We start from the raw sequence: 22,716 nt of genomic DNA, 5'->3' as shown, positions 1-22,716 counted from the left end.
TCAGCCGAGGATCTGCGCGCAGAGCCGCTGGAGCTCGCTCAGCGTCTCCGGGGTCGCCTGGAGCGTGATGCGGGAGCGGAGGTCGCCCTCCTGGTAGCTCAGCGTGAGAATGACGACGGGGGCGGCGATCTTCGCCCCGCGGCTCGCGGTCGCGATCGTGTCGATGCGCCACTCGACGCCGGTGAGCAGCTTGCCGTGGTCGAGCAGCGCGCCGCGGACGATCTCCCGCCGCACGAGCGCCCTGGCCTGGTCGTAGCCGGCGAGCAGGACGGCCTGGATCTCCTCGGCGTCCTGGCCGGGCGCGAGCGCGGCGATGTCGGCCGCGAGCGCGGCGCGATCGAGGTCGGACTTGCTCGCCTCGCGGATGAGGAAGCGGCACGCCTTGAGCACCCGCGCGAGCGCGTCGGACGCGACCTCGTGCCGGCGGCAAAACGCGTCGAGGAGCCGCTCCACGGCGACGGGCACCGGCTCGCCGAGGCTCGGCCCGAGCGCCTCCCAGAGGCGCTGCCGCGCGCCCTCGGGCAGCTCCAGGAGCCGCCGCAGGTCGACGGCGAGCTCCGGGGGCGGCGGCGATCCGCCGAGGCAGCGGAGCTCGGCGCCGCGCGGGCTCATTGGCTCAGCTTGATCGGGACGTAGAGCGCCCGCATCGTCGCCGCCGTGCCCGCGCGCGTGTACCCGGCGAGGCCGAACAGGACGTTCCACCAGTGACCGTCCGGGGTCTCGCCGTACGAGAACAGGGGGACGAGGTGGAACTCCCACTCCTTGCCGTTCCGCACCCGGTGCTCCCGGTACACGGTGTTGAGCGCGACCTGCGTCACCGACGTCGGGTCCGCGAACCGGAAGAAGAACGGCAAGGCCACCGTGGTGCGCGACGTCGGCGACGCGAAGTCCCAGAGGAACGGCGCGGCGACGAGGTGCGTCGAGTCGCGGTTCCTCCCCGAGTAGAAGAACGGATAGATGTCCGTCTCCCAGCCGGTGAGATCCCGCGTGTGCCGCACGAGCGGCGTGAGCCACGTGGTGTCGCTCAACCCGTAGCGCTTGAAGCGGCCATAGAAGGGGAAGAGCACGAGATCATCGCTGCGCGGCGAGGTGCCCCGGTAATAGAACGGGAGCAGGAATGTCCGCTCGAGATCGATGGCCGGATCCCGGTATTGCCAGAAGAGCGGCGTGATCATGTCGAGCTCCGTCCGCCCTCGGTAGCGAGCGTAGCCCCAGGTCGCGAAGGTGCTCTCCCCCTCCTCGCCGCGCGCCTTCAGGAAGAGCGGCGTGATGAGCAGGCTCTTGTTGCCCTCGTACCCGTAGTGGAAGAACGGGAACAGCGTCGTGCGGTCGTAGTTCTTGCCCCAGCTGTGCCAGTAGAAGGGCATGATGTTGAACACGTCGCCCTTGCGGGAGTGCTGCCACATCAGCGGGCCCCACACGTTCGTGGAGCGCTCTCCGACGTCGCTGTAGTGGTAGTAGTGCAAGAGCGGCGGGATGACCTCGTACTCGCTGCTCTCGTCGCGGCCGTAGAAGTAGAGGGGGGCCAGGCCGAGGTGGATCTTGTCGGCGGAGCGCACGTCGCACGCGGGGCCGCCCTTCCAGCTGCAGTAGAGGGGGCCGACCAGGTTGAAGCCGCTCTGCGCCGTGTGATGCGTGAAGGTCAGCAGGGGAGGGATGTGGAAGTAGCCGCTCCCGTCGTCGCGCTTTCCCTCGAAGAAGAGCGGCGCGAGCCAGTTGTCGTGCCGGCCCGGCTCCGCCGCCCGCCCGGGGCTCGCGGGGCGACCCTCGGACTCGCGGTGCATGAACGGGCCGACGATCGTCGTGTACGTGTTCTCGTCCCGGAGCTTCCAGAAGAAGGGGAAGAGCACGTCGGCGTCGACGTCCTTGCTCCGGCGGTTGTAGTAGAGCGGCGTCACCATCGTGGCGCGGTCGCCGGGCATCCGGCGCTCCGCCCACAGGGGGAAGACCGTCCTGAACTGGTAGCTGCCGCTCCGCTCGCTGTAATAGGGGCCGTACCAGTCGCGCTGGATCTCCGCGGCGCGCCCGACCTCCCACTCACCGACGTCGTTCGTGCCGATCTGCTTCTTGACCGCGGGCGGCACCGCCAGCGGGTCCTCCGGCAGGGTCGGCTCCTGGGTCTGGATCGGGCTCTCCTCGGACGTCGGCGCCGCGTGCGTCTCCGGCGTGCCGGGCGGCGGCTTCGGCGCGCTCGCGGGCGGCGGCTGCGACATGCCGGGCTGGCCGAACCCGAGCTGCGCCGCCGCGACGGACGGCGCCGCGAGCGCGGCCAGCGCCGCGGCGAGCGACAGCGCCGAGCGCGCGCGCCGAGCGCGGCTCCGCCCCTCGCCCGCCGGCGCGCCGCGCGCCCCTCGCGAGCAGCCCTGCGCTCCCATCGCTTCGGAGGTCAACGCGCTCCCCGCTGGCCGCCGGGCGACGCCTCGAGGGCCCGATCCGCGAGCACGCGCGCCGCACCCTCCAGCGGGATCTCCTCCTGCACGTGCGCCACGAGATCCTTGATCTGAAGCACGCCGCGCTCGATCTCCGCGTCGCCCAGGATCACGCAGAGCCGCGCGCCGAGGGAGTCCGCGCGCCGGAGCATCGCCTTGAGCCGCCCGCCGCGCCCGTCGAGCTCGACCGGGACGCCGAGCGCGCGCAGCTGCTTCGCCAGCACGAGCGCCTGATCCGCGCCGCTCTGGCCGAGCGGGGCGAGGAAGCAGCCGGGCCTCCGGCGGGGCGAGGCGCCGGGCATCATCGTGAGCAGCCGCTCCATCCCCATCGCGAAGCCGATCGCGGGCACGCTCGGCCCGCCGAGCCCCGCGACCATGGCGTCGTAGCGGCCGCCGCCCGCGAGCGTGCTCTGGGCGCCGAGATCGCCCGCGGTCGCCTTCACCTCGAAGAGCGTGCGCGTGTAGTAGTCGAGCCCCCGCACGAGCGACCGATCGACGACGTAGTTCACGCCGAGCACGTCGAGGCAGCGGCGCACGCCGTCCCAGTGCGCCCGGTCCGCGTCGTCGAGCAGGTCGAGGATCGACGGCGCGTCGCGCGACACCTCGTGATCGCGCTGGTCCTTCGAGTCGAGGATGCGCAGGGGGTTCTTCGCGAGGCGGCGCTGCGAGTCCTCGCTGAGCTCGTCCTTGCGCGGCGTGTAGTGGGCGAGCAGCGCCTCGCGGTAGCGGTCGCGCGTGCCCGCGCCGCCGAGCGAGTTCACGTGGACGACGAACTCGCCGATGCCGATGCGCTGCAGGAAGCCGGCGACGAGGTCGATCGTCTCGGCGTCGCAGAGCGGCCCGGGATCGCCGAAGAGCTCGCAGCCGGCCTGGTAGAACTGGCGGTAGCGCCCCTTCGCCGGCCGCTCGCCGCGGAACATCGGGCCGAGGTAGTACCAGCGGGTGACCGGCTCCTTCGCGTGGACCGCGTGCTCGACGTAGGCGCGCGCGGCGCCCGCGGTGCCCTCGGGGCGGACGGTGAGGTGATCGCCGTGGCGTTCGAAGGAGTACATCTCCTTCTCGACCACGTCCGTCGTCTCCCCCATCTGGTGCCGGAAGAGCTCCGTCGGCTCGAGCAGCGGCGTGCGCACCTCGGCATAGCCGTGGAGCTCCGCGTGGAGGCGGAAGGCCCCCTCGAGCTTGTGCCAGCGCTCCACCTCTTCGGGGAGGATGTCGTTCATCCCCCGTACCGCGCGCAGTTCCATCGCGCGGCGCTTATGGTCGGTGCTGGCGAGCGGGTCAAGCCGGTCGGATGCTTCCGGGTGACGCTCGGGTCTCGCCGGCGCGTCGCCCGAAGGCTATGGGGTCTTTCCAGAGGCATGGCGAAGGCGAAGGCACGCGCTGCGGCGATCGATCTTGGCAAGGCCCGCGTCGGCGTGGCCGTGACCGACGAGCTCGGGCTCTACGCGCACCCGCGGCCGCTGCTCGACGGGCGGAACCGGAAGGCGCTCCTGGAGGCCCTTGCGGCGCTCGCCCGGGACGAAGGCATCACCCGGTTCCTCGTGGGGCTGCCGCTCGAGATGAACGGGGACGAGGGGCCCGCCGCGCGGCGGGCGGTGGCCTTCGCGCAGGCGCTGGCCGACGCGGCCGGCGTCGAGGTGGAGCTCGTCGACGAGCGGCTGACGACGGTCGAGGCGGCCCGGCGGCTGCGGGACGGGGGCGTCTCGGGGCGGAAGAGCAAGGAGCGCGTCGACGGCGCGGCGGCGGCGCTGCTGCTCCAGGCGTGGCTGGACCGCCGGGGCTAGACCGCTGCGCCCCGCTCTGGCCTCGACCGGGAGGCGCGCGGCCAGGGATCGCCGGGGCTACCGGCTCTCGCTGCGGAGCAAGAGGTACGCGCCGGCGGCGCCGACCGCGCCGACCGCGAACAGCACGACGTCCCACATGGGCCAAGCGACGCCGGCCGCGCGCCGGAGGACGACGGCCTCCACCACCCGCACGAGCAGCGACGCGAAGCCGTAGGCGCACAGGCCGACCACGATCGGCCGGCGCAGGTTGTCGGCCAGATCGACCGCCTTCATGCTGTTGTTCCAGACGGTCTTGCGCACGTGGCTCGCGCTGATCAGCGCGGGGGTGATCAGCGCGAAGCCGATCCCGGACGCGAGCAGGACGGCCTCGAGGCCCGTCAGGTTGTCGGTCACCTGGCCGCCGCGCGACAGGCGGATGATCGCGGTGACGAGCGTGATCAGGCTGCCGGCGACCCAGAAGAGGCCGAGCGCGAAGAGCAGCAGGATGAGCGGCCTCGCCATGCTCACCTGCTGCGCCTGGCGGAGCTGCATCGTCGGCGCCACGCGCGGCGCCGACGGCATCGACACGCGCGGCCCGGGCACGCCGGGGGCGTCGAGCTCCTTGGGCTCGGCCTCGCTCGTGTCGTAGAGCGCGAGCTCCGCGTCGAGCTCCTCCATCGTCTGGTACCGATGGCCGGGCTCCTTCGCCATGGCCCGCTGGATGATCATCTCGAGCGGCTCGGGGATGCTCGGCTCGAGCGAGCGCGGGCGGGGCGGGTCCTCGGTGAGCACCGCGGTGAGCGTCGCGGTCGGATCGTTGCGGTCGAACGGGCGGCTGCCGGTGAGGGCGCAGTAGAGGATCGCGCCGACGGCGTAGATGTCCGCCCGGTGATCGACGCGCTCGCCGCGGGCCTGCTCCGGCGCCATGTACGAGGGCGTGCCCATGATCATGCCGGTCTGCGTGAGCGCGGCGCCCGGCGCGTCGTCGACCTTGGAGATGCCGAAGTCGATGACCTTGGCCGTCGGCATCGCGAGGTCGCCGGTGAGGAACACGTTCTCCGGCTTCATGTCGCGGTGCACCACGCCCTTCGCGTGGGCCGCTGCGAGCGCCTTGCAGATCTGCCGGACGATGCGCACGGCGGGGCCGGTCTTCATCTTGCCGGCCTCGTTGAGGTAGTCGGCGAGCTCCTTGCCTTCGAGGAACTCGTTCACGAGGAACGGCCGGCCCTCCGCGGTGCGGTGGACGTCGAAGACGGTGACGACGTACGGGCTCTGCACCGCGGCCGCGGCCTCGGCCTCGCGCTGGAAGCGCGAGATCACCTGGGGCTGCCGCGCGAACTCCGGGTGCAGCATCTTGATGGCGAACCGCTTGCTGGAGATCCGCGTGTGGCGCGCCTCGTAGACGCGCCCCATGCCGCCCTCGCCGACGACGCGCACGACCGTGTACGTCTCGTTGAGCGTCTTGCCGACGAGGTCGTCGCGGAGCGCGTCGTCCTCCGACTCGTCGAGCGTCGCGGCGTCGCGCGGGCAAACCCTGAACTCGGCCGGGTACCGGACCCCGCAGGTGGGGCAGACCTTGGGGGTCGAGTTGTCGCTCGCGGTGGTCGAGAGCGCGGTGGCGGAGGAGGAGAGGCTCGTCATCGCGTTCGCGATATGAAGGTCCGACTGCGAGCCGCGCGCGTCCGACTGCGGTCGGGAGGCTTCGTCGGGGGGCCGGATGGTGCCGGGCATCGCCGACCGAGGGTAACCAATCGGCCGTTCTGGGGGTGACAAATCGCGCGGTCCGCGTCGACCGCGTTGACGGACCGAGGCACCTGCGTATACTCGCGCGCTCCTCAGCTCACTGGCCTGAACTTCGCGGGCTCCCGCCACTACGGGCGCGGGGCTCACATTCAGGCGTCACTTGGCCAGCCGCCGGTTCCGTTCTTCCGTTTTCGGAGGAGACGAGCCGGCCCGGACGCTCGGTAGCGCACCGGCAGGGCCATGGAGAGCCAGCCATGCTGCACTCTGTTCAGAAGACGGACATCATCCAGAAGTACGCGATCCACGACGGCGACACCGGGTCGCCGGAGGTCCAGATCGCCCTCCTCAGCGAGCGGATCAACCAGCTGCAGGAGCACTTCCGCACGCACCAGAAGGACCACCACTCCCGCCGCGGCCTGCTGAAGCTGGTGAGCCAGCGCCGCCGGCAGCTCGATTACCTGAAGCGCGTCGACATCGAGCGCTACCGCAGCCTCATCAACCGCCTCAATCTCCGCAAGTAGTAGCGGATTTCCGGGCCATCAGGCCTGCCGCCCCCGGGCGAGGCGCGCCTCGCGCGCCGGCGCTGCGCGAGAGCAGGTGACCTCGCCTGCCCTCTGCGCGCTGGGCCTGTCTGTCCTACCTGCTGCTCCATCCCACCACCGGCGATTCACCCCAGCAGCGCGCCCACGTGCGATCGGTGCTGCCTGCGGCCTCGCCCGCGCGCGGCCTGGCTCATCTGCGGCTCCGCGCGCGCCTTTCCGCTCCAGCACCCATGCACGCGCGGCCGTTCCGGCCTCTTCCGTTCGGGAGGTTTTGCGGCACGCGCCCCTGAACGCCTGCGTTTTGCGCTGGCGAGAGCGGAGCGGACGCTCTAAGGAGGTCATTCATTGACCACGGACCGGCGGGGCGATCGCGCCTCGCCGTTCCCGAGCGCGGGCTTCGCGCGTCTTCGTCTTCGCTTCGTGCGCAGCAGCTCGGCTCCTGCGCAGGAACCGAGGAAGAAGAGCAGCCCCTCGCGCTCGGCGTAGCGCCGCACGCAGCGGCCCTCGCGATCGTGCGAGAGAGAGCTGAAATCCCAATGTTCGTTCGTGAATCCGTCATGGTGGGCGGCCGTGCCCTCACCCTCGAGACCGGCCGCCTCGCCAAGCAGGCCCACGGGGCCGTGCTCGTCACCTACGGCGATACCATGGTGCTCGTGACCGCCGTCTCCCAGGACGAGCGGCCGGGCCTCGACTTCTTCCCCCTCACCTGTGAGTTCGTCGAGAAGACCTACGCCGCCGGCAAGATCCCCGGCGGCTTCTTCAAACGCGAGGCGCGCCAGCGCGAGGAGGAGATCCTCTCGAGCCGCCTCATGGATCGCCCGCTCCGCCCCCTCTTCCCGGAGGGCTTCAAGCGGGACACGCAGATCATCGCGACCGTCCTCTCCAGCGACAAGCAGAACAAGGCGGACGTCCTCGCCCTGACGGGGGCGAGCGCCGCGCTGCACATCTCGGACATCCCGTGGCACGGGCCGGTCGTCGGCGTGCGCGTGGGCCGGCTCGACGGCGAGTTCGTCGCGTACCCCACGGTCGCCGACATCGAGCGCTGCGACATCGACCTCGTCGTCGCCTGCTCGCGCGACGCGATCGTGATGGTCGAGGGCGGCGCGGCGGAGGCGACCGAGACGGAGATCATCGACGCGCTGATGTTCGCGCACGAGACCGCGCAGCCGGTCATCGATCTGATCGAGAAGATGCGCGCCGCGGTGGGCAAGCAGAAGCGCGAGTTCGTCGCGCCGGCGCTGCCGGACGAGATCAAGCGGCGCGTCGCCCAGATCGTCGACGAGGACCTGAAGGCCGCGACGAAGGTGACCGACAAGAAGGCGCGCTACGACGGCTACAGCTCGCTCAAGAAGAAGCTGACCGAGACGCTGAACGCCGAGCTCGGCGCCGAGAAGCTCCTGCCCCTCCAGGGGCTCGTGAAGGCGGAGTTCGAGGAGCGCAAGGCGCACGTCGTCCGCACCTATGTGATCGAGGAGGGCAAGCGCATCGACGGCCGCGACGGCAGGAGCATCCGGCCCATCATGTGCGAGGTCGGCCTGCTCCCGCGCGTGCACGGCAGCGCCCTGTTCCAGCGCGGCGAGACGCAGGCGATCGTCACGACGACGCTCGGCACCTCGACCGACGAGCAGAAGATCGACGGCCTGATGGGGGAGACGTGGAAGCGCTTCTACCTCCACTACAACTTCCCCCCCTTCTCGACCGGCGAGACGAAGCCGCTCCGCGGCCCCGGCAGGCGCGAGATCGGCCACGGCGCGCTCGCCGAGCGCGCGCTCTCCCGGATGATCCCGGCGCCGGATCAGTTCCCGTACACGATCCGCATCGTGTCGGAGACGCTCGAGTCGAACGGCTCGTCGTCGATGGCGGCCGTCTGCGGCGGGTGCCTCTCGCTCATGGACGCGGGCGTGCCGATCAAGTCGCCCGTCGCGGGCATCGCGATGGGGCTCATCATGGAGGGCCAGCGCTACGCGGTGCTCTCGGACATCCTCGGCGACGAGGATCACCTCGGCGACATGGACTTCAAGGTCTGCGGCACGGCGCGCGGCGTGACCGCGATCCAGATGGACATCAAGATCGCGGGCCTGAGCCGGCAGATCCTGGCGCAGGCGCTGGATCAGGCGCGCGAGGGGCGGCTCCACATCCTGGGCAAGATGCTCGAGACGCTGCCGACCACGCGGCCCGAGCTCAGCCAGTACGCGCCGCGGATCACCACGGTGCGCGTGAAGCCCGACCAGATCCGGCTCATCATCGGCCCCGGCGGCAAGACCATCAAGGGCATCGTCGACCAGACCGGGGTCGCGATCGACGTGGAGGACGACGGCACGGTGAACGTCGCGTCGGCCGACTCCGACGCGGTGAAGAGGGCGCTCGACATCATCAAGGGCCTGACGGCCGAGCCCGAGGTCGGCGCGACCTACAAGGGGACGGTCAAGCGCATCACCGACTTCGGCGCCTTCGTCGAGATCCTCCCGAACACCGACGGCCTGCTGCACATCTCGGAGATGGCCCACACGCGCGTCGAGCGCGTCGAGGACGTCGTCAAGGAGGGAGATTCGCTCGACGTGAAGGTGCTGAGCGTCGATCGCGAGGGGAAGATCCGGCTGAGCCGGCGCGAGTTGCTCCCGCTCCCCGAGGGCGAAGAGGGCGATCGGGCGCGCGAGCGCATGGCGCAGGCGCGCGACGCCGGCCCGCCGCCGCGGCGCGATGGACCGGGCGGGCGAGGCGGCGATCGCGGCGGCGATCGCGGATCGCGGCCCGGCATGGAGCGCGATCGCGGCGGACCGCCGCGCGAGCGCCGAGAGCGCCGCTCCTAGTCACAAGGCCCCAGGCGGGACCTCATGCCGCGCTGCGGCGCGCACCCGAGCCCTCCCGCCGCTGACTCCCCCTCAGAGAGATCTCCGATTCGCAGCGATCCGCGGCCATGCGCGCGGATCGCCGCCCGCATGCGGGCAAGCGCGCTCCGCTGCTGCGTTGACGCGCGCGTGCGCCGCGCCGCGCAGCGGCTCATCTCCGAGCTGCTTTGTTGGAATCCGGTGAAGTCCGCGTGGCCCGTTCACAATCAGGGTAGTGTCGCGACCCCTGCTCGTGGCATGCTCCGCCCGTGCTCGTACGCAGAGCGAAAATCGTCTGTACCATTGGCCCTTCGTGTGACTCTCAAACGACGCTGGAGCAGCTCATCCGCGCCGGTATGGATGTCGCTCGACTCAACTTCTCTCACGGCTCGCATGAGGATCATGGCAAAGCAATCGCCACGGTCCGTGCGGCTGCGGAGGCCTGCGGGAAGCCTGTGGCTATCCTGCAAGACCTCTGCGGCCCGAAAATTCGAGCCGGTCGCTTCCCCGGCAACACCTTCGAGGTGACTGACGGGGCTACCGTGTGGCTGACCGAGGCGAACAGGGACAGCCCTGTCGCGACGCCCGGCGAGATCCCGATCCTCTACGAGGGGCTCGCGTCCGATCTGCAGCCGGGCGACGTCGTCCTGATCGACGACGGCCGCGTCGTCGTCACCGTGACCAAGGTCGAAGGCGACCGCGTCCAGGCCGGCGTGACGCAGGGCGGACGTCTGCGCGATCGCGTCGGCGTCCACCTGCCCGCCAGGCGTGTGCGCATCTCCGCGCTGACCGAGAAGGACAAGGCCGACCTCAGCTTCGGCCTTGCGCAGGGGGTCGACTACGTCGCCCTCTCGTTCGTCCGCAACGCGGACGAGGTCCGGCACGTCCGCGACATCTGCGAGGCCTGGGGTCGCCCGACGCCCATCGTCTCCAAGATCGAGACGCCAGGCGCCATCGACAACCTCGAGGCGATCATCCTCGCCTCGGACGGGGTGATGGTCGCGCGCGGCGATCTCGGCGTGGAGTTCAACCCGGAGCGGGTGCCGATCATCCAGCGCGAGATCCTCGGCCTCGCCCGCGTGCACCAGAAGCCGGTGATCGTCGCGACCGAGATGCTCCAGTCGATGGTGACCGCGACGCGCCCGACGCGCGCCGAGGCGAGCGACGTGGCGACGGCCGTCTTCGACGGCACCGACGCGGTCATGCTCTCGCAGGAGACCGCGACCGGCGCGCACCCGCCGCTCGTCGTGCGGATGATGGCCCGCATCGTGACAGAGGCCGAGCAGAGCTCGTTCTATCGTTACCTCTCGAGCGAGCAGCCCGGGCAGCGCGCCAACGTCCCCGAGGCGACCGCGCGCGCCGCCTGCGACATCGCGAAGGACATCGGCGCGAAGCTGATCGTCGCGTTCACCGAGAGCGGCCTCACCGCGCGGTACGCGTCGAAGGCGCGCCCCGTCGTGCCGATCGTCGCCTTCTCGCCGAACGATACGACGCGCCGGCGCCTCGCGCTGCTCTGGGGCGTGGTGCCGTTCCCCGTCGACGCGCTCCGGAACTCGGACGAGATGATCGAGCGCGCCACCGGGTACCTGCTTGCGAACGGCCTCGTCTCGCCGGGCGACAAGCTCGTCACCATCTTCGGCGCTCCTGTCGGTGTCTCAGGGTCGACCAACACGATTCGGGTGAAGGTCGTTGAATGAGCCTGCCCGCCCGCGATAGGGGCTCGTCGGGCGAGCAGGAACCTCTCTCCAGGAACGCGGGCGCAGAAGTCCTCCCGAAGCTCGAGAAATACGAGCTGATCGAGGAGCTAGGCCACGGCGGGATGGCCACGGTCTACCGCGCCCGCGACCCGCGGCTCCGCCGCGAGGTCGCCGTCAAGATCATCCACAAGCACCTCCGGGAGAACGCGGAGGTCGGCACCCGCTTCGTCGCCGAGGCGCGCGCGGCGGCGAAGCTGCGCCACCCCGGCATCGTCGAGGTGTACGACGTCTCCAGCGAGCAGGACCGCGAGCGCTACCTCGTCGTCGAGCTGCTCCGCGGCGCCACGCTGCGCAAGATCCTGGGCGCTCACCGCGAGATGCCGGCCGAGATCGGCGCCGCGGTGGTGCTCGAGCTCTGCGACGCGCTGGAGCACGCGCACGCGTCGGGGATCATCCACCGCGACGTGAAGCCGGAGAACGTGCTCGTCGAGCTGCCCTCCGACCGCGACGGTGAAAGCCGCCGGGACGGCCCGGGCGTGGTGATCAAGCTCACCGACTTCGGCATCGCCAAGATCCTCGACGCCCAGGGCGTCACCTCGACGGGGCAGGTGCTCGGCTCTCCGGCGCACATGGCGCCGGAGCAGATCGAGGGCGGCGAGGTCGACGCGCGCACCGACGTGTTCGCGCTCGGGGTGCTCTTCTACGAGTGCCTCGTCGGGCACCTGCCGTTCGAGGGCAAGAACCCGGCGCAGGTGCTCCGCAAGGTGCTCGAGGGGATCTACCCGGAGGCCGAGCGCGAGCGACCCACCGTGGGCGCGCGCTGGAGCCGCATCGTCGCGGGCGCCCTCGCGCACGACATCGCCGCCCGCGCGGCGAGCCCTCGCGCGCTCGCGGATCAGATCCGGGCCGAGCTCACGGCGCTCGGCATCGCGGAGCCGCGCGCCGAGCTCGCGGCCTACTTCGCCGACCCGGCAGGCTACGCCGAGCGGCACGCCGCGCGGCTCGTCCCGCGCCTCGTGGCGCGTGCGGAGGCCGGCCGCAAGCGCGGCGACGTGCCCGGCGCGGCCGCCGACTACAACCGGGCGCTGGCCCTCGCGCCGAACGACCTCACCATCCTCAAGCGGCTCTCGAAGCTGAACGCGAGCCGCAACCGGAAGAAGCTCGCGCTGCGCGCGCTGCTCGTCGCGCTCGGGTCGGTGGCGCTCGGCCTCGCCGCGTTCACGATCGCCCGCGCGCTCCGCGACCCGGCGGTGGACGCGGGCGCGCTCGCGGCGGTCGAGCCGCCGACGCCGTCAACGCCGCCGACGCCCATCGACGCCCTCATCCCGTCGCCGAACGTGCGCGCGGTCGCGCCGAGCGCCACGGAGCTCGCGAGCGCGCCGCGGCCCCGCGCGCGGCCCCCGCTGCCGCAGAGCCCGCCCTCCACCGCGCCGACGGAGGACGTCGCGGTGGTGCGCGACGTCGTCTTCCAGATCGTCCCGAGCGGCGCCAAGCTGGTGCTCGATGGAGTCGAGTTCAGCTGGTTCGGCGCGAACAAGATCACGCCCCTGAAGATCGGCACACACACCGTTCACATCAGCGTGCCCGGCTCGCGGTGCTGCAAGCCGTACTCGGGCGTCATCTCGGTCGTGGCGCCGAAGCCCGGCGTCTCCGCGCCGCAGCGGATCATCCACAAGCTGGAGATCCTGCCCAGCACGGTCGTGCTGAGCGGCGCGCCGCCGAGCGCGCAGGTCGCGTGCCCGCAGATCGGCCTGATCGGCTACGCAGGCACCCCGCAGGCCGTGACCTTGAACGACGTGTCCTGGAGCGGGAGCTGCCTCTTCACGCCTGCGACGCCGGAGGCGGCGGCGCGCGTCGGCAACGTGACGCTGGTGGCCGGCGAGCCGAACACCGTTTCCTGGCCGTCCGGCTGACGGCATCGCCGTCATTGGGGCGTCCGCTCCGGAATTCTCAGCATCCCCGCCCAAACTCCGCTACATCACGGCGCACCCCTTCCGCATGGCTGCGCGAACTCCAGGCAGGAGATCTCCCGGCGCTCGCTCCCCATCGGTCGGGGGTCGCCGCGCCCTGCGCGCGCCGCGGCGCCTCGCGGCGGCGGCCGCAGCCGCCCTCGCGCTCTGCTTCGCGGCGCCGGCGCGCGCCGACGACGTGCAGCAGTTCGAGCTCGCCAAGACGCGCTTCGACGCCGGGCACTACGAGGAGGCCGTGAGCCGCTTCGCGGCGATGCTCGATCCCGCGAACGCGCCCTGCGAGCGCGGGCCGATCGAGGCGGAGGGCAAGCCGTGCAGGATCTCCGAGCCCGGCCTGATCGAGCGGGCGCGCGGCCTCGCCGCCGCGGCGCTCGTGGCGCTTCGGCGCACGGGCGAGGCCGACGCGTACATCGAGCAGATCCTCCTCGACAACCCGGTGTACTCGCCGAACCCTGCGGTGTTCCAGCCCGAGGTCATCGATCGGTTCACCGCGGTCCGGGCGCGCATCCGGGCGCGCATCGAGGAGGTGACGCGGCAGAGGGCCGAGGCGCAGCGCGCGGCGCGGCTGCGGATCGAGCGGAGCCGCGAGGACGAGCGCCGCTGGGTCGCCGAGCTCCATCGCCTCGCGGGGCGCGAGCGGGTCGTGGCGCAGAACTCCCGCTGGACAGCGATGCTGCCCTTCGGCGTGGGGCAGTTCCAGAACGGCGACGACGGGCTCGGCTGGTTCTTCCTGGTGAGCCAGGCCGTCGCCGGCGGGACCTCGATCGTCTCGGCGATAGCGCTGGCCAGCTACGAGAACGTCGACGTCTCGCCGAGGTCCTCGGGGCAGGGCGGCGGCCCGGTGCAGAGCGTCGACATCGACGCGCTGAACAGCCGTATCGGGACCGCGGCCGCCGTCAACCGCGTGGCCTTCGGGGCGTTCGCGACGCTCGCCGCGGCCGGGATCGCCCACGCGCAGATCACGTTCGTCCCCGAGCGGGTCTCCTTCCGGACGCGCCCCGTGCCGCCGCCGCCGCCGAGCTTCACCGCCGCGCCGACGATCTCCGTGCTCCCTGGCGGCATGTTCGCGGGGCTCACCGGCCGGTTCTGACCGGGGGAGCCGCGCGGCTCACGCCTTCCGCGCGGCGGCGATCCAGAACCCGCCGAGCTGCGCGAGCGGCGTGTCGCACAGCGCCCACTCCGCCCCGCGCAGGAGGCGCCCGAGGCCGGGCACGCGCATCGCGGCCGCGAACGGCGTCACGATGCGCACCCCGCGCGAGGCGACGACGCGCACGCCGTCCGGCATCAGGGCGGCGGCGGCGCTGGGCGCGTCGAAGCGCGTGAACACGGCGCTCTCCCGGGTCGCGTCGCTGATGGCGCCCGCCGGGCCGAGCCGCTTCACGAGCCCGCGCAGGCTGTAGGGGTTGTAGAACTCGGCGATCACGTGCCCGCCGGGCCGCACCACCCGCGCCATCTCCGACAGCGCGCGGCGGACGTCCTCCACGTGGGCGAGCACCTTGAACGAGCACGCGACGTCGAAGCTCTCGTCGGCGAACGGCAGGTCGGTCGCGCTCCCCTCCACGACGTCGAGCCCGCGCTCCCGGGCGCGCTCGAGCATGCCGGGCGAGAGATCGACCCCGCGCGCGGCGCGCGCGAACGCGCGGATCCGCGCGAGCAGGAGCCCGGTCCCACACCCCACCTCGAGCACGTCGCGGCCCTCGCCGAAGCGGCGCACGAAGTCGACCTCGAGCGCATCGACGAGGTCGTGGTAGCCCCCGGGATCGCGCCCTCCGCGCCGGGCTTCGTAGCGCGCCGAGAACTCGTCGTAGTACGCCCGCGTCGCGCGCAGGCGCTCGTCCGTGCCGACCTCTGCCGTCTGGGCTCCCATGGGCCCGCTATAGTACTCCGCGCAGCGGGCTGCCCGTGCTCCTTGCGCTCCTTGCGATTCACCGCGCCGGGCCGCATCTCTCCTGCGAGGTGACCCCATGAAACCCGGCGACCATCCCGATTTCTTCCGCTTCGCGCCGCCCCCAGGGACCTCCCGCGAGAGCTCGATCCGGCTCGATCGCGAGGGCCGTTTCTGGCACGACGGCGCCCGGGTCGACCATCCGGCGATCGAGCGCGGGCTCCGGTCCTGGATCGGGCGGCACCCGGACGACGGCCGGCCGATCCTCACGAACGGCTACGACTGGTGTTACTTCCAGGCCGACGACGCGCCGCTCTTCGTCGACGCGCTCCGGATCGGCGAGGGCGGCGCGGTCTCGCTGCTCCTGTTCGACGGCACGGAGGAGCCGCTCGATCCGGCGACGCTCTCCCTCGGCGAGGACGGCGTCGTGTACGCGCGCGCCCGGAGCGGCGCGCTCGAGGCGCGCTTCTCACGCCATGCGCAGACGCAGCTCGCCCCGCTGCTCGTCGAGGCCGAGCCGCCCACGCTGCGCGTCGGCGGTCGCGAGGTCACGCTGCCCCCGCGGGCCGCGCGCTAGCCCCGCGCGCCGGAGATCCAGAGAGGGATCGCTGTCCCGCGGGGCCGAGGCGGCCGCGCTCGGCTCAGTATCGATACTGCCAGAGCAGGTCGAGCATGCCCGAGGTCGTCTGGCGCTCGTCGACGCCCACCGTGCCGCGGAGCGTCCAGTGCTCGTTGAAGCGCCAGTCGATGGTGACCTCGGTCCGCGTTCCGCGCTCGCTCGCCGTCCCGCCGGGGGTCGGCCCGCTCGATGCCGCCGAGGCGCTCTGCTGCGCGCCTTCCTGGAAGGTCGCCTGCGCCGTCAGGTTGTCGCTCAGCCGGTAGACCACGCTCGTCCGCAGCGTGCCCTCCGACGTCGTCCCGAACCGCGTCGTCAGCCCGCGCAGCGGCGCGATGCCGCTCAGCAGCGCGTTGAACTGCGCCGCCGCGATCTCGCTGCCGACCGACGCCGCGACGCCGCCGGCCGCGAGGCCCGCGGGGGTCTCGGCGCCCGCGGCCTGCGCGCCCTCCGAGAAATCGGCGCCGAACAGGAGCCGCGCGAGGATGTCCTGCTGCGAGCTCGGCGGGCTCGAGGTGAAGCGCAGCGACCTGTCGGTGATGGGCCGGAGGTTGCCGTTGAAGTCGACGTGGATGCGCGTGCCGTCGGGGGCGTCCCAGTGCGCCGTGACGTTCAGGTGCGGGTTCGACGCCTCCTCCTCGCGCAGGCGCACGCGCCCGCCCTCGATCTCGAACGCCTTGCCGTAGATCTCGAGCTCGCCCCGCGTGACCTCGATGCCGCCCGACACCCGCGTGTCCTCGCCGATCACGACGCGCGGCGGCGCGTCCTCGGCGCCCCGCAGGCGCAGCCGTAGCCCCGCGCCGCTGACGAACGCGTCGCGCACGTCGAACGTCACGGTGTAGCGGAGCGCGTCCGCCGCGCGCCGCTGCTTCTCCGGCCCGAGCGGGTGCGAGACGGAGATGTCGGGGTTGTCGTCGAGCGGCTGGACGTCGCGGCTGCTCGTCGCCGGCAGCGACACGCGGAGCGTGGGGACCTCCGGGACCGTCACGTACAGCGCGAGCTCGCCCGGCTTCTTCTCCGCGATGAACGACAGCGCCCCGGAGGCGGTCCCGAGCGGCACCCCCTCGAGCGTGAGCGGGAGGGCCTGGTCCTCGGCGATGGTCAGCGCCCCGGCGCCGTCGCGCAGCGCGAGCCCGGCGAGCCGGAACAGGGCCCAGCCCTGCGCCATCCCGGTCGTGCCCGCCGCGCGGAAGCCCTCGATCCGGAGGACGCCGCCCTCGGCCGTGACGCGGGCGGCCACGTCGCGCAGCTCCTGCCCGAGCTCCGGGATGTGCACGACGCCGTCCGTGACCTGCAGCTGGGCGCGGAGGTTCCCGTCGGCGTCGGACGGGCCGCCGAGCTCGATGCGGAGGTTGCCGTCCAGCGTCCCGTCGACCTTGCTCAGCAACCCGCCGACCAGCGGCTGGAGCGCCGCGAGCCGGAAGCGCTCCGCGGAGAGGGCGAGGTCCGTGCGCTCGCCGTCGAGGACCGGGATGAACCCGTCGCGGAAGCGGACGCTGGCGAAGGCGTTCGCGCGGATCTTGCCGCCGCGCCGGCCCTCGAGGGCGAGCTCGGTGACGCGGAGGTTCCCGCGCCCGGCCTCGCGCATCGGGTCGATCCGCAGCGCGAGCACGCCGCGCTCGAAGGCGAGGTCGTTCCCGAGCGTGACGCCCGGCACCGTGAGGCGCGCCTTGAGCGACGGCGCGATGTTGAGGCCGCGCATCTCGATCTCGCCGCTCACGCGCCCGGCGATGCCGCTGTCGGCGAGCAGGGGGATCTCGCCGAGCGGGACCTCGCGCAGCGTCGCTCGGAAGGAGCCGGTCCACGCGGGGGGCGGAGGCGCGCCTTTGCGCGCGCGCGCCGGGACGCCCCCGAGCAGGCGCTCGAGCGGCGCGAGCACCTCGGCGCTCACGGTCGCGATCTCGGCCGCGCCGCGCGTGACGTGCGCGTCCAGCGTGGCCCTCTCGCTGTCGTAGGTGAGCCACGCGTCGAGGTCGGTGGGGAACAGGAGATCCGTCGCGCCCGAGGCGCCCGGCGGCGCATAGGTGAAGCCCCACCAGAGGGTGCGCGCCGTCAGGAACGGACGCTCGATCGTGCCGCTGGCGTACGCGTCGATCCGCACCTCGCCGGCGAGCGGCGGGAGCGCCTCGCGCACGAACGAGGGCAGCGTGGCGAGCTGGTCCATCGCGCGCCGCGGGATGGAGGCGTGCGCGGCGATGGGCGAGCGCAGGAGCGACGACCACCGGTCAGCGAGTGGCCCCGTGAGCGCCTCGAGATCGAGCTCGATCGTGCCGGAGACGTCGGCGAGCAGCCCGCCGTCGTACAGGGTCAGGGCGGCGTCCGCCCTGCCGGTCGCGCCGCTGAACGAGCCCTTGAGCTGCGCGTCGACGAAGCGCGACTCCCAGGCCGGGCGCTCGGCGTCCAGCCGATGCGGCCCCGCGAGCGCGAGGCCGTGCGTCCGCACGAACACGTCGTTCAGCGAAGGCAACGGCTCGCCGGCCGCGCGCGACACCCGGAAGCGGGTCGTGAGCTTGCCGCGCACCTCGCTCACGATGTGGCCGATCGGCATGAGCTGCGCGAGGCACCCGAGGTCCCAGTCGTCCGCGGCGACCTCGGCCTTCCCGACCAGGGTGGTCCAGGTCTCCGCGCGCAGGAGGGGCCCGTCCAGCGTGCCCTCGGCGCCGGACACGCGCACGCTCGCGAGGGTGCCTGCGCACCGCGGCAGGGCGCCGTTCCACGCGCCGTTCGGCGGCTGCCCGCCGTTCCCGTTCGGTTGCGGCGATTTCGCGTCGATGCGCACGGACCCGTCGGCCTTGACCTGGTCGCGCTCGAAGGTCGCCGTGAGCTCCGCCGAGATGCCGGACAGGAACGCGATCTCGCCCCCCGTGAGGCCGAGCCGCACGTGGCCCGAGCGCCCGCTCTCGCGGTCCCGATCGAGTGCGACGTCGACCTCCGCGCGCCCGCGCACGCGGAGCGGGATCCCGAGCATCCGGGCCACGCGGCCGACGTCGATGCCGTCGCCCCGGAGGCGCCCGGTCACGTCATCGCCCCGCACCGCGAGCCGGCCCTTCAGCGAGCCGAGCTCGGCCGAGGAGAGATCGAGCCCCTCGACGGCGAGCCCGCCGGGCGAGGGGCTGATCGCCGTGATCTTCCCCGCGACCGCGGCGCCGTCGCGCTTCAGCTGGAGCTCGACGTCGCGGAGGGCGAGGGGAGTGGAGCTCAGCCGAGCGGAGGCGCTCAGGGCGTCGTCGCCGTCGGTGATCGTCGCGCGGAGCTTGGGCGAGGCGAGCGGGCCGGAGATCTGCGCGGTGACCTCGTCGAGCGTGTGGCCGCCGGCGAGCGCCTCCTTCCCGGAGAGCGAGGCGTCGATCGAGAGCGCGTCGATCGGCCCGGAGACCCGCCCCGCGACGCGCGCGCTGGCGAGCGCGACGTCCGGGCCGGCCCGGAGCCCGGCGAACGCGCCCTCGACGCGCGCGTCGAGCGCTCCCGCGCGGAGGCTCCCCTCGACGCGCACGCGGCCGGCGCCGTCGACGGGCCCGGCGAGGCGTGGCGCCGCGGCGATCGTCGGGATGTCGGCCGTCGCCGCGAAGCGGAGGCCCTGGCCGCCCGGCAGGAGCGAGACGGCGGCGTCGATCGGAGCGCCCGGCTCGTGGAGGTGCACGCGCGCGTCGAGCTCGCCGCGGTCGAGGACGAGGTGGACGTCCGCCGCCGGCACGCGCTGCCCGAGCAGCGTGGTGGGCTCGGTCCGCGCCTCGACGGAGAGCCGGAGCAGGTCCCCGAGCTCGACGCGCACCCGGCCGTCCGCGGTGAGCAAGGGCGCCGCGTCTGCCGGCCCGGAGCCGCGCTCCGGCGCGGGCTTCGCCGCGGCAGCGCGGGCGGGCGCAACGCGGGGGAGGGCGGGCGCGGCGTGGGTCAGGGCGCGTACGCCGCGGGGCAGGGTGGGCGCGGCCGGGACAGGCGCCGTGCCCTTCTGCATCGGCGCCGCGCCGGCCGGGACGGGCGCCGCGCCCGTCTGTGTCGGCGCCGCGCCGCTCGCCGCATCGGGCGAGAGGCGCACGCCGAAGAGCCGCAGATCCACGTCGCGCGCTTGCACCTCCGCGTCGAGCCGCACGGGCCCCGCCACGTCGAGCCGCCCTGTGAGGGCGAGGCCGCCGCCCGCCGGGCCGGCAGCATCTGCCGAGGCCGACGCCACCACGTCGAGCTGAGGGAGCTGGCCGGTCACGGCCACGCGCGCGGAGATCGGCTCGGTGAGGGGGTGATCCGGGAGGAGGCTCCGCAGCTGCTCCGGCGTGGCGCGCGGGACGCTCGCCTGCGCCTCGAGGTGCTCCTCGTCGAGCACGGCCCGCGCGGTGACCTCGACGTCGGCGAGCCGACCGGCGAAGCTGCTCCACATCCGGACCTTGTCCCCGGCGCGGAGGTGGTAGTTCGCCGTGCCCGCGGTCCTGGCCGGCAGGAACGCGCGATCCACGAGGCCCGTCTGATCGACGTCGACGGCGACGCCCTCCGGGCCGACGTGCACCGACCCGAAGAGCCGGCTGACGTCGGCGTCCAGCGCGCGCGGCGGAGCGGCCTGCCCGTGGACCCACCCGCGCCCGATCTCGACGTGCGAGAGGGCGACGACGACGTCGCGCGGAGGCCCCCCGGGCGCGGACGAGGGCGGGCTTCGCGGCGGCAGCGGCGTGAACGTGTCGCCGAGGGTGACGCCCCCCGCGCCGTTGTCCTGGACCAGCACGTCGGCCTGCTCGACCCGGATGTACGGGACCTCGATGCGGAGCGGGCCCGCGCCGAAGAGCGCGCCGCGGAGCATCGGGAGCACGTCGGCCCGCGCCTCGAGGCCGCTCGCGCGGATCACCTTGTTCCCCCGCGGATCGAGCGCGACCGCGGATCGGATCCGCACGCCGCTCAGGCTGAGCGCGTCGATCTCGTCGGCGACGATCCGCCCCTGGAACAGGGAGCCGAGGAGCCGGTTCGTGGCGTCGCGGGCCACGCGGCGCGCGGCGGGCGTGTCGAGGTGGAGCGCGACGCCGACGGCCGCGGCGCCCGCGAACGTCAGCGTGAGCCCGAGCGCCGCCGCGACGGCGGAGGCGGCGCGGCGCACGCGTCCCGGCGCGCGCGGCGGCGAGGAGCGCCGCGCCTCGGGTGCGGGGTCGGGCGTCACGGCGGGTAGCTTAGTACGCACGGGGCGTGGCGACCGTGCTGACGCGCGGCGCGACGGCGGGCGGCGGAGGAATACCGCGCCGCCGGGTCGAGCCCCGCGGGGGCGCGTCCGAGCCGGCTCCACGCGCGCCGCAGGGAAGCCCTCGCCGGAGCGCCGCGACCTGCGACACGCCGCCACGGTGTGCGCCCGAGGCGCGCCGGAGCGGAGCGGTCAGCCGGCGAGCCGCTCGAGCTCCACGAAGAGCGAGCCGAGCTCCGGCTTCGATCGGAGCGGCGCGCAGAAGCGGCTGGCCAGGTGGAGCAGCTCGGCGTCGAGCTGATCGACCCTCCGCCCGATCTCGGCGATGCGCTCCTGGGACTCCCGGCGCCGCGCCTCGAGCTGCCTGTCGAGCTCTTCGAGGCGCTCGCGCAGCTTCTTGATCTGCGCGTCCACCTCGGCCACCTCGTGCTCGCGGGCGATCGCCTCGCTCTCCGCCTCGTAGTCCGCCTTGCGCGACGCGTACCAGCCCTCGACGAGCTCGGCCAGCCTGCGGTAGCTGGCGGCGAGCTCGAGGTAGGGCTCGGCGAACCCGCACCGGCCCTCCCAGCGCACGGCCTCCTTGTGCGCGATCAGCACCTCGGGGACGAACGCCTGCGTCGCCGCGTTGAGCGGCGCCACCCTGGCGCGGAAGGATCGGGCCTCGTCGCGCGTGAGCGAGGCGTCGACCGTGAGCGCATCCATCGCCCGTCCGATCTGCATCCGGCCGTCCCGCCACTCCTCGGCGACGCCCTCGAGGCGCCGCTGCTCGTCGAGGGCCCTCGAGCGGAGGTCGGCGTGCTCCCGCACGACGCCGCGCAGCGCGTCGAGCTGCCGCTGGATGTCCGCCGGCGCCGACGCGCCGAACGCGCGGGCCGTCATCCGCTCGAACAGCTCGAGCCGGCTGACCCAGGGATCGCGCCCGGCGCCCCTCGAGCGCACGGCCGAGTCGCGCGGCATCGCCTCCGGCGGCGGGGGGAGCGCGATCCGGCTCGCGGCCGCGATCTCCTCGAGCTCCGCGAGCACGCGGTACGCGTCGACGGGGCGCTCGGAGGGATCCTTCGCCATCAGGGCGCTGACGAGGCGGTCGAGCGCGTCCGGCATCTCCGGGGCCAGCTCCTTGAGGTGCGGCGGCTGCTCGTTCATGTGCTTCAGGATCCAGCTCGCCGGATCCGGCGCGTCGAACGGCAGCCGCTGCGTGATCATCTCGAACATGATGACCCCGAGCGAGTAGAGGTCCGCCGGGGGGCCCGCGTCGATCGTCGTGCTGCGCTCGGGCGCCATGTACTGAGGTGTGCCGAAGATCTCGCCGAGGTTGGTGAGCCGCGCGTCCTGCGCGCAGCGGGCGATGCCGAAGTCGAGGAGCTTCACCCAGTCGCCCTTCAGCAGGAACACGTTCTCCGGCTTGAGATCGCGGTGAACGACGTCGAAGTCGTGCGCTCGGCCGAGGGCGCGCGCCATCTGCACCCAGATGGGCAGCGCCCGCGCGAGCGGCACCCGGCTGCGCTCCACCACGTCGGCGAGGCTCGTCCCCTGGAGCAGCTCCATCACGAGGAAGGGCAGCCCGTCGTCGGTGTCGCCCTGATCGAAGATCTCGATGATGTTCGGGTGCGCGAGCCGCTGGGCGTGCCGCGCCTCGCGCCGGAAGCGCTCCCGCGTCGTCGTGTCCTGCGCGAACTCGCGGTTCAGGATCTTGATGGCGCACGGGGTGCCGATCAGCTTGTTGTACGCCCTGTAGACCGTGGCCATCCCGCCGATCCCGAGGCCCTGCTCGATGACGTAGCGGCCCGCGATCGACGTCCCGATGCGGGGATCCTTCTCGGAGACGAGCGACGAGCCGTCGATGAAGCAGAAGGCGCTGTCGGCCGGGTAACGCTGATGGCACTGCGGGCAGGTCTTCATAGCGGGCACGTCGGCTGCAAGGCTACACTCTACGAGGGGCCGCTCTCGAGGGTCAACGCTCGGCGCGCGCCTCGGCGCTTTGTCGAGTCGCGGTGTGCTGCGCTGCCTTGCCCTGCGTGATTCCGCGTAGCCCGGTGTCTCCTCGCGTGGCCCAGTGTCCTCTTACGTGGCTCACGCGTCTCCTCGCAT

14 protein-coding genes are annotated in these 22,716 nt (G+C 73.0%); 7 read left to right on the top strand and 7 right to left on the bottom strand.

Annotation, left to right across the window (positions count from 1 at the left end; genetic code table 11):
* From WMF29_RS24705 to hisS, 3 genes are read right to left on the bottom strand one after another with little or no spacing between them, the layout of a single operon-like run.
* Entirely contained in the window at nucleotides 1–612 is a 612-nt protein-coding gene (locus tag WMF29_RS24705; RefSeq protein ID WP_437322600.1) for a COMM domain-containing protein, read from the bottom strand.
* Entirely contained in the window at nucleotides 609–2,375 is a 1,767-nt protein-coding gene (locus tag WMF29_RS24700) for a hypothetical protein (protein WP_437322599.1), read from the bottom strand. Before WMF29_RS24700 ends, WMF29_RS24705 begins: the two co-directional genes overlap by 4 nt.
* Nucleotides 2,376–2,386: 11 nt before the next feature.
* The gene (gene hisS, locus WMF29_RS24695) at nucleotides 2,387–3,649 is read right to left on the bottom strand and encodes a histidine--tRNA ligase (RefSeq protein ID WP_437322598.1); all 1,263 of its coding nucleotides are present in this window, start codon (nucleotides 3,647–3,649) and stop codon (nucleotides 2,387–2,389) included.
* Between the two features lie 138 nt (nucleotides 3,650–3,787).
* On the opposite strand from hisS, the gene ruvX reads away from it, so the two are divergent.
* On the top strand, nucleotides 3,788–4,213 hold the full coding sequence (gene ruvX / locus WMF29_RS24690; RefSeq protein WP_437322597.1) for a Holliday junction resolvase RuvX: 426 nt from the start codon (nucleotides 3,788–3,790) through the stop codon (nucleotides 4,211–4,213).
* A gap of 57 nt (nucleotides 4,214–4,270) precedes the next feature.
* Here ruvX and WMF29_RS24685 read toward each other — a convergent pair whose 3' ends face one another.
* Nucleotides 4,271–5,833 carry a serine/threonine-protein kinase gene (locus WMF29_RS24685; protein ID WP_437322596.1) on the bottom strand — a complete coding sequence of 521 codons (1,563 nt, stop codon included), beginning with the start codon at nucleotides 5,831–5,833 and terminating at the stop codon, nucleotides 4,271–4,273.
* Between the two features lie 356 nt (nucleotides 5,834–6,189).
* Between WMF29_RS24685 and rpsO the strand changes: the two genes are divergently transcribed.
* The 5 genes from rpsO (at nucleotide 6,190) to WMF29_RS24660 (ending at nucleotide 14,062) form a co-directional block, all read left to right on the top strand.
* Nucleotides 6,190–6,456 (top strand): 30S ribosomal protein S15, encoded by a 267-nt coding sequence (gene rpsO, locus WMF29_RS24680; RefSeq protein WP_012237174.1) that lies wholly within the window; start codon nucleotides 6,190–6,192, stop codon nucleotides 6,454–6,456.
* A gap of 557 nt (nucleotides 6,457–7,013) precedes the next feature.
* Nucleotides 7,014–9,287, top strand: coding sequence for a polyribonucleotide nucleotidyltransferase (gene pnp / locus WMF29_RS24675; protein ID WP_437322595.1), 2,274 nt, complete (start codon nucleotides 7,014–7,016; stop codon nucleotides 9,285–9,287).
* 287 nt (nucleotides 9,288–9,574) lie between these two features.
* Nucleotides 9,575–11,002 carry a pyruvate kinase gene (gene pyk, locus WMF29_RS24670; protein WP_437322594.1) on the top strand — a complete coding sequence of 476 codons (1,428 nt, stop codon included), beginning with the start codon at nucleotides 9,575–9,577 and terminating at the stop codon, nucleotides 11,000–11,002.
* On the top strand, nucleotides 10,999–12,915 hold the full coding sequence (locus tag WMF29_RS24665; protein ID WP_437322593.1) for a serine/threonine-protein kinase: 1,917 nt from the start codon (nucleotides 10,999–11,001) through the stop codon (nucleotides 12,913–12,915). Before pyk ends, WMF29_RS24665 begins: the two co-directional genes overlap by 4 nt.
* Nucleotides 12,916–13,000: 85 nt before the next feature.
* Nucleotides 13,001–14,062 carry a hypothetical protein gene (locus WMF29_RS24660; RefSeq protein WP_437322592.1) on the top strand — a complete coding sequence of 354 codons (1,062 nt, stop codon included), beginning with the start codon at nucleotides 13,001–13,003 and terminating at the stop codon, nucleotides 14,060–14,062.
* An 18-nt stretch (nucleotides 14,063–14,080) separates the two neighbouring features.
* Here the strand turns inward: WMF29_RS24660 and WMF29_RS24655 are convergent, their stop codons facing one another.
* The gene (locus tag WMF29_RS24655) at nucleotides 14,081–14,839 is read right to left on the bottom strand and encodes a class I SAM-dependent methyltransferase (protein ID WP_437322591.1); all 759 of its coding nucleotides are present in this window, start codon (nucleotides 14,837–14,839) and stop codon (nucleotides 14,081–14,083) included.
* Nucleotides 14,840–14,936: 97 nt separating this feature from the next.
* Here WMF29_RS24655 and WMF29_RS24650 point away from each other — a divergent pair, with 97 nt between their 5' ends.
* Entirely contained in the window at nucleotides 14,937–15,434 is a 498-nt protein-coding gene (locus WMF29_RS24650; RefSeq protein ID WP_272093455.1) for a hypothetical protein, read from the top strand.
* Nucleotides 15,435–15,498: 64 nt separating this feature from the next.
* Here WMF29_RS24650 and WMF29_RS24645 read toward each other — a convergent pair whose 3' ends face one another.
* Complete coding sequence (locus WMF29_RS24645; RefSeq protein ID WP_437322590.1) at nucleotides 15,499–20,610, bottom strand: translocation/assembly module TamB domain-containing protein; 5,112 nt, start codon at nucleotides 20,608–20,610, stop codon at nucleotides 15,499–15,501.
* 210 nt (nucleotides 20,611–20,820) lie between these two features.
* Nucleotides 20,821–22,527, bottom strand: coding sequence for a protein kinase domain-containing protein (locus WMF29_RS24640; protein WP_437322589.1), 1,707 nt, complete (start codon nucleotides 22,525–22,527; stop codon nucleotides 20,821–20,823).
* Nucleotides 22,528–22,716: the final 189 nt, after the last annotated feature.

It is taken from the genome of Sorangium sp. So ce381, from assembly GCF_051473845.1.
Taxonomy (GTDB): domain Bacteria; phylum Myxococcota_A; class Polyangia; order Polyangiales; family Polyangiaceae; genus Sorangium; species Sorangium atrum.
Note: the sequence above shows the minus strand (reverse complement) of the source record. Positions and strands in the feature narration are given on the sequence as shown.

Coding starts and splice junctions, on each gene's coding strand:
- ruvX (WP_437322597.1), top strand. CDS start 3,788: ATGGCGAAGGCGAAGGCACGCGCTGCGGCGATCGATCTTGGCAAGGCC.
- hisS (WP_437322598.1), bottom strand. CDS start 3,649: ATGAACGACATCCTCCCCGAAGAGGTGGAGCGCTGGCACAAGCTCGAG.
- WMF29_RS24685 (WP_437322596.1), bottom strand. CDS start 5,833: ATGACGAGCCTCTCCTCCTCCGCCACCGCGCTCTCGACCACCGCGAGC.
- rpsO (WP_012237174.1), top strand. CDS start 6,190: ATGCTGCACTCTGTTCAGAAGACGGACATCATCCAGAAGTACGCGATC.
- WMF29_RS24655 (WP_437322591.1), bottom strand. CDS start 14,839: ATGGGAGCCCAGACGGCAGAGGTCGGCACGGACGAGCGCCTGCGCGCG.
- WMF29_RS24640 (WP_437322589.1), bottom strand. CDS start 22,527: ATGAAGACCTGCCCGCAGTGCCATCAGCGTTACCCGGCCGACAGCGCC.
- WMF29_RS24650 (WP_272093455.1), top strand. CDS start 14,937: ATGAAACCCGGCGACCATCCCGATTTCTTCCGCTTCGCGCCGCCCCCA.
- WMF29_RS24660 (WP_437322592.1), top strand. CDS start 13,001: ATGGCTGCGCGAACTCCAGGCAGGAGATCTCCCGGCGCTCGCTCCCCA.
- WMF29_RS24700 (WP_437322599.1), bottom strand. CDS start 2,375: ATGGGAGCGCAGGGCTGCTCGCGAGGGGCGCGCGGCGCGCCGGCGGGC.
- pnp (WP_437322595.1), top strand. CDS start 7,014: ATGTTCGTTCGTGAATCCGTCATGGTGGGCGGCCGTGCCCTCACCCTC.
- WMF29_RS24705 (WP_437322600.1), bottom strand. CDS start 612: ATGAGCCCGCGCGGCGCCGAGCTCCGCTGCCTCGGCGGATCGCCGCCG.
- WMF29_RS24665 (WP_437322593.1), top strand. CDS start 10,999: ATGAGCCTGCCCGCCCGCGATAGGGGCTCGTCGGGCGAGCAGGAACCT.